Source organism: Actinophytocola sp., assembly GCF_036402745.1.
In the GTDB taxonomy this organism is placed as follows: Bacteria; Actinomycetota; Actinomycetes; order Mycobacteriales; family Pseudonocardiaceae; genus Actinophytocola.
In genome coordinates this window covers 17,503-33,990 of record NZ_DASWSJ010000378.1, presented here as the reverse complement: position 1 = coordinate 33,990, position 16,488 = coordinate 17,503, and the positions used below count along the sequence as shown (strand labels likewise).

Below are 16,488 nucleotides of genomic sequence, written 5' to 3'. Positions count from 1 at the left end.
CGGCGAACTCGGCATCGACTCGAGAACAACTCGAGAGACGTAACGCGGAGCTACAGCATGATGCGGCCGCCGGCCACGTCGATCGTCTGGCCGGTTACCCACCCCGAAGCATTCGATGCCAGGAACAGCGCGGAGTTCGCGCAGTCCTCGGGCGTGCCCCAGCGGGCGATCGGGAACTGCTTGGCCACCTGCTCGCGCACCTCGGCGGGAATCCGCTGCTCCTGGCGCTCGGTGAGGATGGCCGACGGTGCGATCGAGTTGATCCGCACGTTGTGCGGGCCCGCGTCGAGCGCCACCCGCTTGGTGAACATCAGCACCGCCGCCTTCGCGGTGGCGTAGGGGATCGACGAGCGGCCCGGGGCCCGGCCCGCGGTCGAGGCCATCGTGATGATCGAGCCGCCCGCGCGTTCCTGCATGCCCGGCAGGAACGCCTGCACGGTCAGGAACGTCGAGGTCAGGTTGCCGTCGAGCACCGCGTGCCAGTTGTCCTCGGTCACCTCGTCGAGGGCGCCCTGGCCGAGGTCGAAGCCGGCGAACGCGGCCAGCACGTCGGCCGGGCCCAGCTCGCGCTCGGTGGCCTCACGCAGCTCCGCCACCGCGGCGGCGTCGGTGACGTCGGCGACCGCGCCGACGGCCGTGCCGCCGTCGCCCCGGATACCGTCCACAACGGACTGGATGGCGTCCTTGTCGCGGCCGCTCACCATGACCTTCATCCCGTTGGCCGCGAAGAACCGGCAGGTGACGGCGCCGATGCCGCGCGACCCGCCGGTCACCACGGCGACCTTGCCGGCGAGGTCGGGGTAGGTGGGAACACTCATTCGCTTGCCTCTCAGTCGAACCGGTACTCGGTGACGTCGATCAGCTTGGTGAAGCCGACCTTCTCGACCACCGACCGCATCGGCACGTAGGTCAGGTCGAGCGTGCACACGCAGGCGTCGGCGCCGTCCTCCAGGGCACGCGCGACCACCTCGCCGAGCACCAGCCGGGCGTAGCCGCCGTCGCGGTGGTCCGGCGAGACGAACACGCCGGAGGGCCGGACGACGCCGGCGAGCGGCGGGTTCCAGCCGGCCGCCGCCGCCCGCGAGCCGTCCGGCGCCTCCCACACGATGAGCCGCTGGTTGGCGATCTGCCCGCCGACCATGTGCTGGCTGCGCTTCTGGATCTCCTCGGGCGGCAGGCCGATGTCGCGCATGCTGGCGGTGAACCACTCGGCGACCGTGTCCAGGTCGTCCTCGGTGGCCAGGCGCGGCCGGCCGGTCGGCGCGTCCGGCCTCGTCGTGGTCCGGCACTCCATGATCCACTGCTCGCGCTCGACGTGCGTGGACAGGCCGGTCAGCTCGGCCCAACGGTGGGCGAACCCGGCCGCCGCGGCGGTCGGGCCGTTCACCCCGGGCAGCGACTCGCCGGCCTTCACCAGGTGCTCGGCGAGCACGTGCGCGGCCTCGTCGGGCATCCCGGACAACGTCATCCGGTACGGCGCCTTGGCCCACGCCGCGCCGACGACGTCGCCGCCGTCGGTCACGGTCGCGAACACCGGCTCCTTCTCCCCGGGCGGGTTGCCGGCCGGGTCGAGCGCGTGCACCAGGAACAGGTTGTTCTCCACCGGCTTGCGGGCCAGCCACTCGCCGGCCCGCGCCGCGAACACCGCGGGATCCGGGGTGGTCGAAACGTCCATCGCGGGCCTCACAGGATGGTCGTGGGGGTGAGTTCCTTGACGTGGATGAGCGCGTCGTACCACCCGGCGAGCGAGCCGCCGGTCATCCAGTAACCGTCCGGGTCCTGGCCGGGGTCGCAGATGGACCCGATGACCCGCGCCTTCTCCAGCGGGGTGGCCAGCCACTCGCGCACGGCTTCCGGCACGTTGTGGCGCAGGCTCAGCAGGTACCGAGGGGTGCCGTTGTTGGCGAAGTGCCGCTCGACGAACTCCGGGGCCTGCTTGGGCACCGGCATCGCGCGGCTGGCGAACGGCGGCAGGCCCCAGCCGGAGTTCACGTCTCCGGACTCGAACGTGACGCCGAGGGAGAAGTAGCCGTCGCCGAACCACTCGCGCAGGTGGTCGCCGGTGGGCCGGAACGTGAGCACGCCGCGCGGCGGGACCGAGATCGTCAGCTCGGCCGACCGCACGCTGTGCGCGTTGGTGGACCAGTAGACGATCTTGTCGCCGGTGTGCTCGTGCCACCAGCGCAGGTTCTCGGCCATCTTGAGGTCACGATAGCCGTCGTCGACCAGGTGGTAGGCGTAGTGCTCGTAGAAGGCGACGATCTGCCGCACGTGCTGGACGACGAGCGCGTGCTCCCTGGCGTCGGCACCGTCGCCCTCCGCGTGCGGCAGCGCCTCGACCAGGGCCAGCGCGGACCGGGCGTGCTCGACCCACGCGTCCTTGTCGGTGACCTGCATGATGAAGTGCGGCACCGGCTGCTCGGTCCGCGGCTCGATCACGTCGAAGTGGGAGCGCAACGCGGCACGCCGGTCGGGGGCCACCCGCTCGACGTACCGCGTCACCTCCTCGTAGACCGCCGCGCGGGTGTCGATGACCCCGGCGCCGACGAGGCGCACCTGCTCGTCGTGGGTCGTGTTGTACTCCCGGATCCACTCGACGGCGTCGGCGAGCTCACGCGCCCGCCACGGCACCCCGGCGCCCTTCAGCAGCGCCTCGAGGTCGCCCTCCCCGGTCCGCACGTAGCGGTCGAGGTCGAGCACGACGTCCCAGTCGTCCTCGGTGGCGACGGCCCGGAAGCCGTGCTCCTCCACGAGCAGCCGGATGATCCGGTGGGTCATGGTGAACTGCTCGTGCCCGCCGTAGGTCGACGGGCCGATGCCCACCACGGTCGCGTCGCCGACCCACTCGCCGAGCTTGACGAGCTTGTCGGCGGGTGCTGCCGGGTCCGCTGTGGACAGTGGGATGCCACGCTGGCGGACCCACTCCGCGACATCGGACTCTGTGTTCATGGTTCGCTCCGCTCCTCCGCTAACCGTCGCTCCCGCTCACTCCTGCTAGTCGGCGGGGACTGCCTCGATGATCGAGAACGCGGTGTCGGTCGGCACCACGCGGGTCAGCTCGTAGCCGGCCTGGCCGAACAGCTCGGCGTACTCCTCGGCGGTGCGCAGGAAGCCCGCCATCGTCACGTACATCATCACGTCGAAGTGCCGGACGAACCGCGGCGCGTCCTTGGTCTGCACCAGCTCCGCGGCCGCGATGCCCGCCGTCGGCGAGGCGTCCCGGCAGCGCTTGAGCAGCGACACGAGCTTCTCGTCGCTCCACGAGTGGGTGATCTGCTTGGTGACGTACAGGTCGATGCCGGTGGGCACGTCGGCGAAGAAGTCGCCGGGGAAGAAGCCCAGCCGGCCATCGCGGACCAGCGGGGCGATGTCCGTGCGGGCCTTGGCCTGCTCGATCACCGACGGCTGGTCCACCAGCACACCCCGCTCCACCGACGGGTACGCCTGCAGGATGTTGGTCAGGTACGTCCCGATCCCGCCGCCGAGGTCGGCGACGACACCCGCCTTCGCGAACTCGGTGTAGGAGGCCACGATCCGCGGGCCGAGGGTGTTGGAGAACTCGTTCATCGCGTCGTTGAACTGCCGCGCCTGCTCCGGGTGCTGGCCGAGCCAGGCCCACAGGTGCGTGTCGTACACCTTGGGGAACGCGGGCGCGCCGGTGCGCACGCTGTGCCCGAGCGCGCCGTAGCTGGCCCACAGCCAGTCCGACGCGCCCAGGCCCGACATGACGAACTGCGAGTCCGGCACGCCCTGGCGCAGCAGGTGCGAGCGGGTGGTGTTGGCGAACACGCCGGGCGTCGGCTCGGCGAACACGCCCTCCACGGTGAGCACCCGCAACGCGCCGGACAGCGGCCGCGCCGCGGCCCCGGCCTTGGCCGCGAGCTCACCGATCGGCAGCGGCCCGTCGACGAGCAGGTCGGCGATGCCGAGCTCGGCGACGACCCGGATGGACTGCGCGGCCGAGGGGAACATCAGCTCCTGGACGGCGGTGATGTCCTCGATGGATGGTTGGTCGGTCACGTCAGCTCCTCAGGCCTGCGCGTGGATGGCCGTGGCGCTGCCGCCACCCGGGTTCTCCCGGACGAACGGCACGTCGCCGCCGACCGTCACGTAGCGGACGCCGGCGATGCCGGGCACCTGCGCGGGCACGATCTGGCCCTCGTTGCTGCCCAGGCCCAGCTCACCGCTGTTGTTGCAGCCCCAGGCCCACAGGGTGCCGTCCTCGAGCACGGCGACGCTGTGGCCGAAGCCGCCGGGGCTGGTGTCGCCACCGCCGCCGGTCGCGGCGATCTGCTTGACGTTCTGCAGGCCCTTGACCTCGACCGGGGCGGTCGTGGACGTGGTCTCGCCGTTGCCGAGCTGGCCGCAGTCGTTGAGCCCGAAGGCCTGCACCGTGCCGTCCTCGAGCAGGACCAGCGTGTGGTGGTAGGCGCCGGCGACCTCGCGGACGCCCTCGACGGCGAGCTTGGCCGGCCGGTCGGTGTTGTCGGTCGTGCCGTCGCCGAGCTGGCCGCAGTCGTTGAAGCCCCAGCCGGACAGCGTGCCGTCGGCGTGCACGGTGAGGCTGTGCCCGCCGCCGACCGCGATGAACGTGACGTCGGCGAGGCCCTTGACCTGCGCGGGGACGTTGCGCACGGTGAACTCGACGCCGGCGTGGGCCTGCACGAGATGGCCGGGCCGGGTGCCGGCCTCGTCGCCGTCGCCGAGCTGCCCGCGGTCGTCACGGCCCCAGCTCCACACGGTGCCGTCCTCGAGCAGGGCCAGCGCGTGGCTGCCGCCGGAGACGAGCGCGACGATGCCCTCTGGTGCCTCGACCGGCACGGGCACCGGGTGCACGCGCATGTTGTTCGGGCCGAGCATGCCGAAGAAGCCCGCGCCGCAGCCCCACACCGTGCCGTCCTCGCGGAGGAACAGGGTGTGCCCGCCGCCGGGGGCGACCTGCTTGATGCCGTCGAGCTTCACCCGCTGCGGGGCGGTGGCGTTGTCCGTGGAGGCGTTGCCGACCTGGCCGAACGCGTTGCGGCCCCAGCCGAAGGCGGTGCCGTCCTCGAGCACCGCGATGACGTGACCACTGCCCGCCTCGACGGTGCGAATGCCCTCCAGGCCGGCGATCGGGGTGGGAGTGTTCCTGGCGTCCTCGCTGCCGATGCCGAGGTTGCCGTTGGAGTTGTCACCCCACGCGCTGACGATCTCGCTCATGGTTTCCCTCTCGTTTCGCGGTGTCTCAAGACTCACCGGGACAGGTCCCGTCGTCGTGGGTCCGCAATCACGCCGACTCCGGGAACCTCCCTATCGTGCGAGAAATGTCGGATTTCGCGGCGGATCCTCAGGCGTGCCTTGAACCGGGTTCAAGTCCGCGGTCAGCGGCGGTTGGCACTGTTGACGGTAGGCAAATGTGTCTGGAGGTCTCCATGTCCTTGCCCCAGCTCCCGCGGGCGCGCACCAACCCGTTCGACCCGCCGCCGGAGTACACCTTGCTGCGCAAGGAGTCCCCGATCTCCCGGTTCGTCTGGCCGAACGGCGTCGAGGGTTGGCTGGTGACCCGGTACAACGACGTGCGCGCGCTGCTGGCCGACCCCCGGCTGTCGATCAACCGGTTCAACGCGCCGCCGCCGAACCTGTCCGCGGGCCGCAAGCCGTCGGTGATGCTGCCGAAGTCGCTGGTGGCCATGGACCCGCCGGAGCACACGCCGTGGCGCCGGCTGATCATCCGCGAGATGACCCCGCGCTGGGCCCGGTCGATGGAACCCCGGATCACCGAGATCACCCGGGGCTACCTCGAGCAGATCCGCGAGTCCGGCCCGCCGGCCGACCTGGTGCCGGCGCTGAACTTTCCCGTGCCCTCCAAGGTGATCTGCGACCTGCTGGGCGTGCCGGACGCCGACCACGCGTTCTTCCAGGAGCAGGCCGGCATCCGCAGCGAGGTCGGCGCGGCACCCGAGCGGGTCGACGCGGCCACCGGCGCGCTGTACTCCTATTTGGACGACCTGGTCACCGAGAAGCGCAAGGCCGGCGCCGACGACCTGCTCGGCCGCCTCGCCCGGGCCGAGATCGACGGCAAGCCGGCGCCGCACGACATCGTGGTGGGCCAGGCGATGCTGCTGCTGATCGCCGGGCACGACACGACGGCGAACATGATCGGCCTCGGCACCGCCACGCTGCTGGCCAACCGGGCGCTCGTCGACGACCTGCCCGACACCGAGCGGGCCGCCGCGCTGGTGGAGGAGATCCTGCGGATGCAGGCGATCATCCAGTACGGCATCGTCCGCCGCGCGGTGGCCGACATCGACATCGACGGCGTGCACATCGCCGAGGGCGACTGGGTCGTGTCCTCGCTGGCCTCGGCCAACCGGGACGAGTCCCGGTACGGCTGCCCGCACGCGGTGGACCCGTCGGCCGCGAACGCGCCGCACCTGACGTTCGGCTACGGCGTGCACCAGTGCGCCGGCCAGAGCCTGGCCAGGGTCGAGGTCCGGGTGGTGCTGCGCGAGCTGTTCAAGGAGTTCCCCACGCTGCGCGCGACGACGCCGGTGGAGGAGCTGCGCTACCGCGAGGACATGTTCGTCTACGGGCTCTTCGCGCTGCCGGTGCAGTGGTGACGGCCGGGTACCGGGTGAGCGTGGACCGCGACCGCTGCTGCGGTGCCGGCCTGTGCGCCGACGCGCTCCCGACGGTCTTCGACCAGGACGACGAGGGCGTGGTGGTCCTGCTGGACCCGGCCCCGGGCGCGGACCTCCTGGCCGACGTGGCGGAGGCCGAGTTCGCCTGCCCGTCGCGGGCCATCACGGTCCACAAGGCCGAGGAGTCCGCCGCGTAGGAACGCACGAAAGGACCGGCCCGGCAGCCTTTCGGCCGCCGGGCCGGTCCTTTCGCCGATCCGTCTACTTGAGACCGAAGGCGAGCATCACGGTGCCCTTGTCGGACGGGTAGAACGGGTAGTAGCCGGCCATCACGTAGACCATGCCGTCCGCCACGATCGCGCCGCCGTTGCCGGACAGCGCGCTGCCCCGGCCGGCCACGCCGTTGACGCCGGGGAAGTCCTGGATCGCGTCGAAGGTGAACAGCACCTCGCCGGTCCGCGAGGAGAAGATGCGGAACTTGCCGTCCGCGCTGCCCTCGTAGACCAGGCCCGGGGACCCGGTCGGCGCGGGCGTGAAGATCGGCATGCACATCTCCTGGAACGCCGCCGCGCCGCCGGTGGTGCAGCCGTCGCCCGGGTGCGCCTTCTCCCACACGATCTTCCCGGTGGCCGCGTCGATCTTGTAGAGCGTGCTGGGCTGCTCGTACCACGTCGCCGCGTACAGGTACCTGCCGTCGAACACGCTGCCCCACTGCACGCCCACCCCGCCGTGCGGGCCGGGCGCGAGCTCGTTGCGCCACACGACCCGGCCGCTGCGCGCGTCGAACGCGTAGAACATGCCGTTCTTCTGGCCGATCGTCACCAGCGTCCGGCCGTCGACCGTGATCACGTTGGCGGACGCGCCGAAGTCGGCGTCGAGTGCGGTGGTGCCGAGGCCGGGGCAGTAGTCGCCGGGGTTGGGCTGCTCGCAGGCGGTGGTGTAGGTGTCCGGGAACGTCATCCGGTTCTTCCAGCGCACCTTGCCGGTGTCCATGGACAGCGCGATCACGCTGTTGATGTCACCCTCGGACCCGGTGGTGTTCTGCCCGGTGCCCACGAAGACGGTGCGGCTCCTGAGGTCCGCGACCGGGCTCGACCACACGCTGGCGCCGGCGGGCGCGTACTTCTTCGCCCCGCTGGGCCACGTGCCGACCTCCTCGGCCGGGCGCATCGTGAAGTACTCCCAGATCTTGTCGCCGGTGTCGGTGTCCAGCGCGACGACCTGGCCGCGGTGGCGGCAGCAGGGGTAGTCGTGGTTCGCCGCGAGCCCGGCCTCCAAGGTGGACACGCCGACGAACAGGCGGTCGCCGACGACCAGCGGCGAGCTGGTCATCGCGGACAGGTCCTGGGTGCTGACCTCCTTGGCCCACTTCAGCTTGCCGGTGCGCTTGTCCAGCGCGAAGATCCGGCCGGTCGAGTCGCCGAAGTACACGGTGTCGCCGGCCACCGCGGCGCCGTCGCGGATGCCGTTCGGCGCGCCGCCGGGCAGCGGGCCGGTGAGGGCGTTGGCGTCGTAGGTCCACTTCGTCTCGCCGGACTTGGCGTCGAGGGCCACGAACCTGCCGTCCGGGCCGCCGACGTAGAGCACCCCGCCGGACACGGCAGGCTGGCTGCCGACCCGGGCGTAGGGCACCTTGCCGAAGGTGTAGGCGTACTTCAGCTCGAGCTCGCCCGCGTTGCGCGGGGTGATCTCCCGCTCGTTCGCGTTGTAGCGCGAGCCGACGGTGTCGAGCTGCCAGGTCGGCCAGTCGCTCGAGCGGTGACCGCGGTCGGCGGCCGCCTCGGGCTCGGACGAGGCGACCCCGCACGAGGCTATGGTGAGCGCGGCCAGGCCGGCGGCTAACGCCAGTGCCTTCCGCCGCACGGTCGGAGAGAACTGCACGGCACCTCCCGGTGCTTGGAGCCGTGTCCGGGAGAGGTGGACACGGCACATGTCCAAAGTGGTCCAGTAAGACATGATCCCCGCCCGGGAGGCCCGGACGGGGATCTCTCGACCGCACCGCGGTCTGGGTTGTCAGCGATCCTCGAGTCTGGTTTAGACAGTCAGGATCGCGGCGATGTAGGCGACCACCGCGAGGATCGCGCCGTAGGTGCGCACCTGGTGGGCGAGGTGCCAGGTGTGCCGCTTCTGCGCCCACCGGTCGTCGTCGACGTTGTCGATGCTCCACTTCTCGACCTGGCGCCAGATCGGCCGGTTGACGCCCTCGGACGTCAGGCCGACGATCAGCATGCCCACCGAGCCGATGACGAACAGCGCAGCCGTGCCGGCCCCGGGCGTGGCGATCGCGGCGATCACGCCGATCCCGGCCGCGATGACCCCGTTCCACACGGCGATCGGGTGGAACACGTGCATGTCGATGCGCTGGCAGGTGCTCACGTACCGGTCGTAGGGCAGGCCGTTGAGCAGCGGCAGGATCGACAGCTTCATGATCCACAAGGTGCCGAGCTGGATGCCGGACGCGGCAAGCACCCAGACACTCAAGATGGTGAGAGTCGTGTCCATTTCTTCTCCTGTGTCAGCCGGCCAGCCGGTCGGTGGTCTTGCTGGTCTCTTCGCGGATCTCGAACTTGATCGACCTGGCCTCGGTCATGCACGCCCGCATCGGCCCGGCCAGCTCGCGGTGCCCGGGGCTCTGCTCCCAGGCGACGAAGTGGTCCAGCGACTCCCACTCGCTCGTGATGAGCCACTGCTCCGGGTCCGTCGTGGACTGGCACACCTGGTCCAGGACGTGCCCGGCCACCCCGCCGGCCACCTGGTAGCGGATCCGCTCGTACGCGGTGAGGAAGCGCTCGACGTCCTCCTCGGGCACCCGGACCAGGAACACGATCCGCGCCCGCGCCGGTGTCTGTGCTGATGTTGCCGCCATGTCGCCTCCTACCCCTCGTACCGGCCGACGACGAGCGCGGTGTTGTACCCGTCGTAGCCCCGTGCGTTGATCAACGCCAGCGAGGTCCGCTGGGCCGTCGGCGTCCGGACGAAGTTGAGCTCGCAGCCCGGTGCCGGCTCGGTCATGCCGTGGGTGGCCGGCAGCATGTCGTAGCGCATCGCCTGCAGCGCGGTGGCCACGTCGACCGCCGCCCCGCCCTGGTACATCCGGCCGATGCGGCCCTTCTGCGTGGTCACCGGCACCTCGTCGCCGAACACCGCGCGGATCGCGTCGGCCTCGGCCCGGTCGGCCTCGGGCACGCCGACCGCGTCCGGGAACACGACGTCGACCTCGGCCGCGTCGCGCCCGGCCCGCTCCAGCGCCACCCGCATGGCCCGCGCGACCTGCCCGGTGTCGCCGCCGTCGCCCGGGCGGGTCGCCCGGCCGTCGTGCGTGGCACCCCAGCCGAGCACCTCGCCGTAGATGTCCGCGCCCCGCTCGCGGGCGTGGTCGAGGTCCTCGACGAGCAGCACGGCCCCGCCCTCGGCGGCCACGTACCCGGCCGCGCCCGGCTCGAACGGCAGGTACGCGGTCTCCGGGTCGGTGCCGGTCGAGAGCCGCTTGGTGGACAGCTGGCAGGTCAGCGCGTACGGCGAGAGCGGGCCCTCGGTGCCGCCGGCGAGCACGACCTTGGTGCCGCGCCGGATGGTCCGGGTGGCCTGCGCGAAGCTGTCCAGCCCGCCCGCGCTCTCCGCGACCAGCACGCTGCACTGGCCCTTCATCTGGTGCAGGATCGAGATCTGCCCGACGCTCGCCGCGTAGAACCAGGCGATCGACTGGTAGACGCTCACCTGGCCGTCCGGCTCGCACCACAGCGCCTGCAGCTCGCCCTGGCCGAACTCGTTGCCACCGGAGGAGGACGCGAGCGCCACCGCGGTGTCGTACGGGTCCATCGTGGACAGGTCGATGCCGGAGTCGGTCAGTGCCTCCTGGGTGGCCGCGAAGCCGTGCCAGGTCCACCGGTCGGTGGCCACCTTCAGCCGGGCGGTGATGTAGTCGTCCACATTGAACTCGGGCACCTCGCCGGCGAGGGTGACCGGGTAGGACGACGGGTCGAACCGGGAGATCCGGCCGAGCCGCGTCGTACCGTCCAGAATGGACTTCCAGTGCGCGTCGGCACCGATCCCGGACGGCGCGACCACCCCCATACCGGTGACCACCGCGCGAGCCCGTGTCATGAGGCCTCCTTCAGCCGGCTGAACACCATCGCCGACTGGAACCCGCCGAACCCGCTGCCGACCGAGAGCGCCACGTCGACCTTCGCCTCGCGGGCGGTGTTCGGCGTGTAGTCCAGGTCGCACTCCGGGTCCCGCGCGGACCAGTTGGCGGTGGGCGCGATCGTGTTCGTGTCGATCGTCAGCGCGCACGCGGCCATCTCGATCGCGCCGATCGCGCCCAGCGAGTGGCCGATCATCGACTTGATCGAGCTGACCGGCGTCTTGTACGCGTGCTGCCCGAGCGCCCGCTTGAACGCCGCCGTCTCGTGCCGGTCGTTCTGCTTGGTGCCCGAGCCGTGCGCGCAGATGTAGCCGACGTCCGTCGGGTCGGTCCGGCCCTGGTCCAGCGACACCCGGATCGCCTCGGACATCTCCAGCCCGTCCGGACGCAGCCCGGTCATGTGGAACCCGTTGGAGCGGCTGGCGTACCCGGTGACCTCGCAGTAGATCTTCGCGCCGCGGCGCAGCGCGTGGCCGAGCTCCTCGAGGATCAGCACCGCGCCGCCCTCACCCATGACGAAGCCCTTGCGGGTCGCGTCGAACGGGCGGGAGGCGTGCTCCGGGTCGTCGTTCTCCGGCGTGGTCGCCTTGATCGCGTCGAACGAGGAGACCGTCACCGGGGAGATCGGGCTGTCCGACGCCCCCGTGATGATCACGTCGGCCTCGCCGTCCTGCACGAGGTGCCACGCATAGCCGATGGCGTCGATGCCGGACGTGCAGCCGGTGGAGATCACCTGCGCCGGGCCGTGCGTGCCGTACCGGTGCGCGATGTCCGCGGCCAGGCTGGAGGGGACCAGCGCCTGGTAGAGGAACGGGCCGCCGTAGGTGTGGTCCACCAGCCAGTGCTCGCCGGAGTTGCTGACCGCGACGTAGTCGTCCTCCAGCGCCATCGTGCCGCCGACCGCCGAGCCCATGACGACGCCGGTGTTGTCCAGCGTCTGCTCGTCGAGCTCCAGGCCGGAGTCGGCGAGCGCCTCGGCGGCGCACGCGAGCCCGAACTGGACGTAGCGGTCCGCGCGCCGGATCTCCTGGGCGGACAGGCCCGCGGCGACCGGGTCGAAGTCGGCCTCGGCGGCCACTTTGGAGCGGAACTTGGTGGCGTCGAAGAACGAGATCTTCCTGGTCGCCGTGCGGCCGGCGGTCAGGGTGGACCAGAACTGGTCCCGGGTGACGCCACCGGGGGCGACAACGCCGACCCCGGTGACGACCACTCGCCGTAACCCATGGTCTGGGCTCATGACTGCTTCTCCCGGGCGGCCAGGATCTTCGCGGTCACCGCGGCGGCCTCCTCGCGGGTCTCGGTGTCCACGTGGCCGAGCTCGGGGCGCGGCGCCAGCGGGCCGAGGTGGAAGACCGCGAAGACCTCCTCGGTGCCGACGTTGCGCAGCCGGTGGCGGGTCTCCTTGGGCACGAGGATCGCGGTGCCGGCGGGGACGGGGACGACCTTGTCGTCGACGTCGGCCTCGAGCTCACCGCGGATGCAGAAGACGAACTCCTCGCTGTAGGGGTGGTAGTGCTCGGCGATGGCCTCGCCGGGCGCCAACGTGGCGCCGCCCATGAAGCCCGAGGTGGAGCCGACCGTGCGCGGGGAGAGCAGGGTCTGGATCGTGCCGCCGCGGCGGTGGTCCTGCGGGCAGTCGTGGATCGAGACGGTCTTGTTCTCCGAGGCCCGGCGCGAGTGGTACGCCTTCTCGATCTTGTCCTTGATGATCTGCAGCTGGACCTTGGAGTTCTTGTTGATGTTGTTGACCATCCACTCGTCGTCCACCGGTGCGGTGTCCTTCATGTGGAAGTCCTGCACCCAGCGCAGGATGATGCCGCCCTCGACCTCCTCGTAGTACCAGTCGAGGTTCATGTACTCGAACGGCCCGGTCTCGATGCGGTGCGAGTGCGTGCGCTTCTCGTCGAGGTAGCGGGTGCGCTCGCTGACCCAGCTCCAGGAGACGCCGTTGTCGTCCGGGTACATGGTGAGCCGGAAGGTGATCGTGTCGCCCTCCTCGCTCACCACCTCGGTGGCGGCGTACTCGGTGAACAGGTTCGGCCAGTTCGGCACGTCGTTCGTGATGTCCCAGACGAGCTGGAACGGCGCCTCGATGCGGATCTGGTTGTCGGTGTGCCCAGCCATGTCGGTTCCCCTTTACGCTGCCTGCTCGGCGGCCTTGTTGATGAGCTCGACGATCTCGCCGACGTTGAGCGCGCCGGACTCGTCGGGGATCTCCACCCCGTACTGCTTGGTGATCACGATCTGGAGCTCGAGCACGGCCAGCGAGTCGAGGCCCAGGTCCTCCAGCGAGTTCTCCGGGGTGTCGGCCAGCGTCTGCGGGGCCAGGCCGACCTTCTTCACCAGGATCGACTCGATGTCGTCGAACGACACGTTCGCCATTTTCGCGGGCTCCTTATTTCTCGTAGGTGTAGAAGCACTGAGCCTGGGCATCCTTCGGCGAACGCCAGGTCGACAGGTAGGGCGAGATGAAGGCGCTGAGCCGGTCGGAGATGTTCACGAACTCGGGGTGGCCCTTGATCCGGTTGATGGTCTCCTGGCCGGGGTCGGCCGTCTCCAGGAGCTGGATGTAGACGTCACCGAGTGTCCACAGGGAACGGTGCTCGACCCCGGCGATGCGGGGCAGCTCCGTCGCGTCGGACTCCGCCCAGATCTGGGCGACCTTCTCCTGTGAGTCAGGCATCATTCGAGCGACAATCAATGATCGGTGCACGCTTGTCTCCAGCTTCGACAGCGCTCGCGGCATGGTCTCGCCATATGGTCGAGCGGCACATTTCGGATGGTTTTCGTCCCATCGAGGATGCGGTGCGCCGCGTCCCCGGGTCATGAGTCGGATGTCCCGGCTCGCTGGGCAGGGGGCCCGGTTCGAGCGAAATTCGAGCCGGGCACGAAAAAGCCGGCCCGATCAGGTGACCGGGCCGGCTTTCCGGGCCGTCGTTATTCCGTGCTGGTCAGCACGAGCTTTCCGGTGACCCCGCGCTCGAGCTGGGCGAAGGCCTCCGTGGCCTCGGTCAGCGGGAGCGTCGTGGTCGAGCGGGGCGCGATCTTGTCCGCGGACAGCAGGTCCAGCACCTGGGCGAGGTCCTCGCGGTAGGCCTGCGGCTGCTTCTTCTCCAGCGCCCACGCGTTGTAGAAGCCGGTCCGGCGCCCGTCCGGCTTCAGGTTCGGCAGGATGATGCCGCCGAGGAAGCCCAGCGCGCCGATCGCCATGTTCCGCTTGCCGCCGCGCAGCGCCTCGCTCTGGCCGTAGGCGACGAGCCGGCCGCCGCCCTTGCGCAGCACGCTGTAGGAGCGCCAGAAGTGCGGGCCGCCGATCGGGTCGAACGCGGCGTCGACGGTGCCGTACTCGTCATACGCGGTGGCCGCGTTGATCTCGCCGGCCGGGTCGACGGTGGCACGCACGACGTTGGCGAAGTCCTGGTTGTTGTAGTCGATGGCGATCGCGCCGTGCCGGCGGACGACGTCGAGGTTGGCCGCGGACGCGGTGCCGAACACCGTGACGCCCCCGATGTGCTCGGCCAGCTGCAGGAACGCGAGGCCGACGCCGCCGGACGCGCCGTGCACGAGGATGCGCTGGCCGGACCGGACCTTCGCGACCCGGTGCAGCATCTGGTAGGCGATGAAGTAGTTGAGCGCCACCGCGGCCACGGCGGCCGGGTCGACGCCCTCGGGCACCGGCACCAGCCGCTCGGCCGGCAGGGTGATACCGGTCGTGTAGCCGCCCGACACGACGAGCGCCGCCACCCGGTCGCCCGGTCGCAGGGTCGTCACGCCGTCGCCGACCGACTCGACCACGCCGACGATGTCGCAGCCGGGAACGAATGGTGGCTTGGGGCCACCGGGGATCACGCCACGCTGGAACAGCAGGTCGCCGTAGGAGACGCCGGCCGCCTCGACCCGGACCCGCGCGTGCCCTGCCGGGGGTGCCGGCAGCTCCGTCGCGCGGACTTCCAAGCAGTTGGCCTGTTCCCGGTTGACGGCGTAAACCTGGGTCGTCTGCATCTCCGCCTCCGTCACATACAATTCAGGTCACTTCGGAGCGTAATTTGTCCCGGTCACCGGCTACAAGGAATCCGTGTCTTGTTCCCGGGTGGTCCGGGAACAGTTCATCGCACCGCTGGGACATTCGTGGGAAGACGCCGGGATCGCCGGGTGAAACCGTGGGCTGGACTGTGTACTCGTCAGATAAAGCGCGCGGAGGTCGCAGATGTCCGAAGAGAACATCGAACTGGTCCGTTTCGCGACCGAAGAAGGGCTGAACAAGGGGAACCTCGGATTCATCGACGACGTCTTCTCGGCCGACTACGAGGTGCACACCGCCGGGCTCGCGCTGCCGAAGGGCCCGGCCGCCTTCAAGATGGCGGTCGAGTTCTGGAAGCGCGCGTTCCCGGACTTCACCTGTGGCATCCAGGACATGTTCGCCTCCGGTGAGCTGGTGGGCCTGCGGTTCCGCACCACCGGCACGCACACCGGGCCGCTGATGTGGATGCCGCCCACCGGCCGCTCGTTCGTCGTCGAGGGCGTCGACCTGCACCGGGTGCGGGACGGCAAGGTCGTCGAGTCGTGGATCAGCGACGACTTCCCGCGGATCCTGTTCGAGCTCGGGATCGTCGAGGAGCCCGCCCCGCCGGCCGGCGCCGCCCCGCCCGCGGGTGTCGCGATCCCCGAAGCCAAGGCGAGCTGATGGCGCACAAGATCGCCTTCATCGGCCTGGGCGCGATGGGTGGCGGCATGGTGTCGCGCCTGCTCGCGTCGGGCGCGAACGTGACGGTCTACAACCGGACCCGGTCGCGGGGCGAGGCGCTGGCCGCGGAGGGCGCGGTGCTCGCCGACACCCCGGCGGCCGCGGCCTCCGGGGCCGACGTCGTGTTCCTGTCGCTGGCCACCAGCGAGGTCGTCGAGGCGCTGCTGTTCGGCCCCGACGGCGCGGTCGAGGGGCTGCCGAAGGGCGCGATCGTGGCGGACATGTCCACGGTGGCACCGGAGTTCGCGACCTCGCTGCAGGCCCGGCTCGCCGAGTCCGGCCACCGCGGCCTGGACGCGTGCGTGCTCGGCAACGCCCAGCACGCCAAGGACGGCGAGCTCCGCTTCATGATCGGCGGCGCCGCGGAGGACGTCGAGGCGCTCTCGCCGGTCCTCGAGCCGCTGGCCAAGGAGATCGTCCACCTGGGACCCGGCGGCATGGGCGCGACGGCCAAGCTCGCGCTGAACCTGCTGATGGGCGTCCAGATGCAGGCGCTGGCCGAGGCGATCGTGTTCGGCGAGCGCGCGGGCCTGGACCGCAAGGCGCTGATCAAGCTGATCGCGGCCGGTGGCTACAGCAGCCCGATGATGAAGTTCAAGGCCGGCGTGATGGCGCGGCGGGCGTTCGAGAAGCCGGACTTCCGCCTGAAGCTGATGCGCAAGGACCTGGGCCTGGTGCTCACCGAGACCCAGCGCCTGGGCGTCCCGATGCCGACCACGGCCGCGAGCCACGACTGGCTGACCGCCGCGATGAACCGCGGCCTGGGCGAGCACGACGTGGCGAGCCTGCTGGCCTACATGGAGATCGTGTCGGGCCTCAACCAGTACCTCTGGCCCGGCGAGGCAGCCTGACCCCTCGGGTCCGGACGGCCGCTCTCCCCCTCGCGGGGGAGGGCGGCCGTTCCCGTCGTGGCAACAAGTTGTCGATCGGGGACCCCTCCCGGTGCCGGTCCACAACAATGAGGACCTGCTTGTCTCGAC

18 protein-coding genes are annotated in these 16,488 nt (G+C 70.6%); 4 read left to right on the top strand and 14 right to left on the bottom strand.

Going from position 1 to position 16,488, the window contains the following annotated elements:
* Positions 1-50: 50 nt before the first annotated feature.
* From VGD70_RS33365 to VGD70_RS33345, 5 genes are read right to left on the bottom strand one after another with little or no spacing between them, the layout of a single operon-like run.
* Entirely contained in the window at positions 51-818 is a 768-nt protein-coding gene (locus tag VGD70_RS33365) for an SDR family NAD(P)-dependent oxidoreductase (RefSeq protein WP_331088506.1), read from the bottom strand.
* A gap of 11 nt (positions 819-829) precedes the next feature.
* Positions 830-1,675, bottom strand: a complete 846-nt coding sequence (locus tag VGD70_RS33360) for a hypothetical protein (protein WP_331088504.1) — start codon at positions 1,673-1,675, stop codon at positions 830-832.
* Between the two features lie 8 nt (positions 1,676-1,683).
* The gene (locus VGD70_RS33355; RefSeq protein ID WP_331088503.1) at positions 1,684-2,949 is read right to left on the bottom strand and encodes an erythromycin esterase family protein; all 1,266 of its coding nucleotides are present in this window, start codon (positions 2,947-2,949) and stop codon (positions 1,684-1,686) included.
* 45 nt (positions 2,950-2,994) lie between these two features.
* Positions 2,995-4,020, bottom strand: coding sequence for a methyltransferase (locus VGD70_RS33350; RefSeq protein ID WP_331088501.1), 1,026 nt, complete (start codon positions 4,018-4,020; stop codon positions 2,995-2,997).
* A 9-nt stretch (positions 4,021-4,029) separates the two neighbouring features.
* Complete coding sequence (locus tag VGD70_RS33345; protein WP_331088499.1) at positions 4,030-5,199, bottom strand: hypothetical protein; 1,170 nt, start codon at positions 5,197-5,199, stop codon at positions 4,030-4,032.
* 212 nt (positions 5,200-5,411) lie between these two features.
* Here VGD70_RS33345 and VGD70_RS33340 point away from each other — a divergent pair, with 212 nt between their 5' ends.
* Both VGD70_RS33340 and VGD70_RS33335 read left to right on the top strand, forming a co-directional pair.
* Complete coding sequence (locus tag VGD70_RS33340; protein ID WP_331088497.1) at positions 5,412-6,599, top strand: cytochrome P450; 1,188 nt, start codon at positions 5,412-5,414, stop codon at positions 6,597-6,599.
* Positions 6,596-6,817: a ferredoxin gene (locus VGD70_RS33335; RefSeq protein ID WP_331088495.1), complete on the top strand. Its 222-nt coding sequence runs from the start codon at positions 6,596-6,598 to the stop codon at positions 6,815-6,817. The genes VGD70_RS33340 and VGD70_RS33335 overlap by 4 nt, the downstream gene beginning before the upstream one ends.
* 64 nt (positions 6,818-6,881) lie before the next feature.
* On the opposite strand, the gene VGD70_RS33330 is transcribed toward VGD70_RS33335, so the two are convergent.
* From VGD70_RS33330 to VGD70_RS33290, 9 genes are all read right to left on the bottom strand, one after another.
* Positions 6,882-8,501 carry a PQQ-binding-like beta-propeller repeat protein gene (locus tag VGD70_RS33330; protein ID WP_331088493.1) on the bottom strand — a complete coding sequence of 540 codons (1,620 nt, stop codon included), beginning with the start codon at positions 8,499-8,501 and terminating at the stop codon, positions 6,882-6,884.
* A 153-nt stretch (positions 8,502-8,654) separates the two neighbouring features.
* Positions 8,655-9,122: a hypothetical protein gene (locus tag VGD70_RS33325; RefSeq protein WP_331088491.1), complete on the bottom strand. Its 468-nt coding sequence runs from the start codon at positions 9,120-9,122 to the stop codon at positions 8,655-8,657.
* 13 nt (positions 9,123-9,135) lie between these two features.
* Positions 9,136-9,486, bottom strand: a complete 351-nt coding sequence (locus tag VGD70_RS33320) for an antibiotic biosynthesis monooxygenase family protein (protein ID WP_331088489.1) — start codon at positions 9,484-9,486, stop codon at positions 9,136-9,138.
* An 8-nt stretch (positions 9,487-9,494) separates the two neighbouring features.
* Positions 9,495-10,724 carry a beta-ketoacyl synthase N-terminal-like domain-containing protein gene (locus tag VGD70_RS33315; RefSeq protein WP_331088487.1) on the bottom strand — a complete coding sequence of 410 codons (1,230 nt, stop codon included), beginning with the start codon at positions 10,722-10,724 and terminating at the stop codon, positions 9,495-9,497.
* On the bottom strand, positions 10,721-12,001 hold the full coding sequence (locus VGD70_RS33310; protein ID WP_331088485.1) for a beta-ketoacyl-[acyl-carrier-protein] synthase family protein: 1,281 nt from the start codon (positions 11,999-12,001) through the stop codon (positions 10,721-10,723). The genes VGD70_RS33315 and VGD70_RS33310 overlap by 4 nt, the downstream gene beginning before the upstream one ends.
* Positions 11,998-12,888, bottom strand: a complete 891-nt coding sequence (locus VGD70_RS33305) for a cupin domain-containing protein (protein ID WP_331088483.1) — start codon at positions 12,886-12,888, stop codon at positions 11,998-12,000. The genes VGD70_RS33310 and VGD70_RS33305 overlap by 4 nt, the downstream gene beginning before the upstream one ends.
* A gap of 12 nt (positions 12,889-12,900) precedes the next feature.
* Positions 12,901-13,146 carry a phosphopantetheine-binding protein gene (locus VGD70_RS33300; protein ID WP_331088481.1) on the bottom strand — a complete coding sequence of 82 codons (246 nt, stop codon included), beginning with the start codon at positions 13,144-13,146 and terminating at the stop codon, positions 12,901-12,903.
* Positions 13,147-13,159: 13 nt separating this feature from the next.
* The gene (locus VGD70_RS33295) at positions 13,160-13,510 is read right to left on the bottom strand and encodes a TcmI family type II polyketide cyclase (RefSeq protein ID WP_331088479.1); all 351 of its coding nucleotides are present in this window, start codon (positions 13,508-13,510) and stop codon (positions 13,160-13,162) included.
* A 191-nt stretch (positions 13,511-13,701) separates the two neighbouring features.
* Entirely contained in the window at positions 13,702-14,766 is a 1,065-nt protein-coding gene (locus tag VGD70_RS33290) for a medium chain dehydrogenase/reductase family protein (RefSeq protein WP_331088478.1), read from the bottom strand.
* Positions 14,767-14,971: 205 nt separating this feature from the next.
* On the opposite strand from VGD70_RS33290, the gene VGD70_RS33285 reads away from it, so the two are divergent.
* Entirely contained in the window at positions 14,972-15,448 is a 477-nt protein-coding gene (locus VGD70_RS33285) for an ester cyclase (RefSeq protein WP_331088476.1), read from the top strand.
* On the top strand, positions 15,448-16,359 hold the full coding sequence (locus VGD70_RS33280) for an NAD(P)-dependent oxidoreductase (protein ID WP_331088474.1): 912 nt from the start codon (positions 15,448-15,450) through the stop codon (positions 16,357-16,359). The genes VGD70_RS33285 and VGD70_RS33280 overlap by 1 nt, the downstream gene beginning before the upstream one ends.
* The last annotated feature ends 129 nt before the right edge of the window (positions 16,360-16,488 follow it).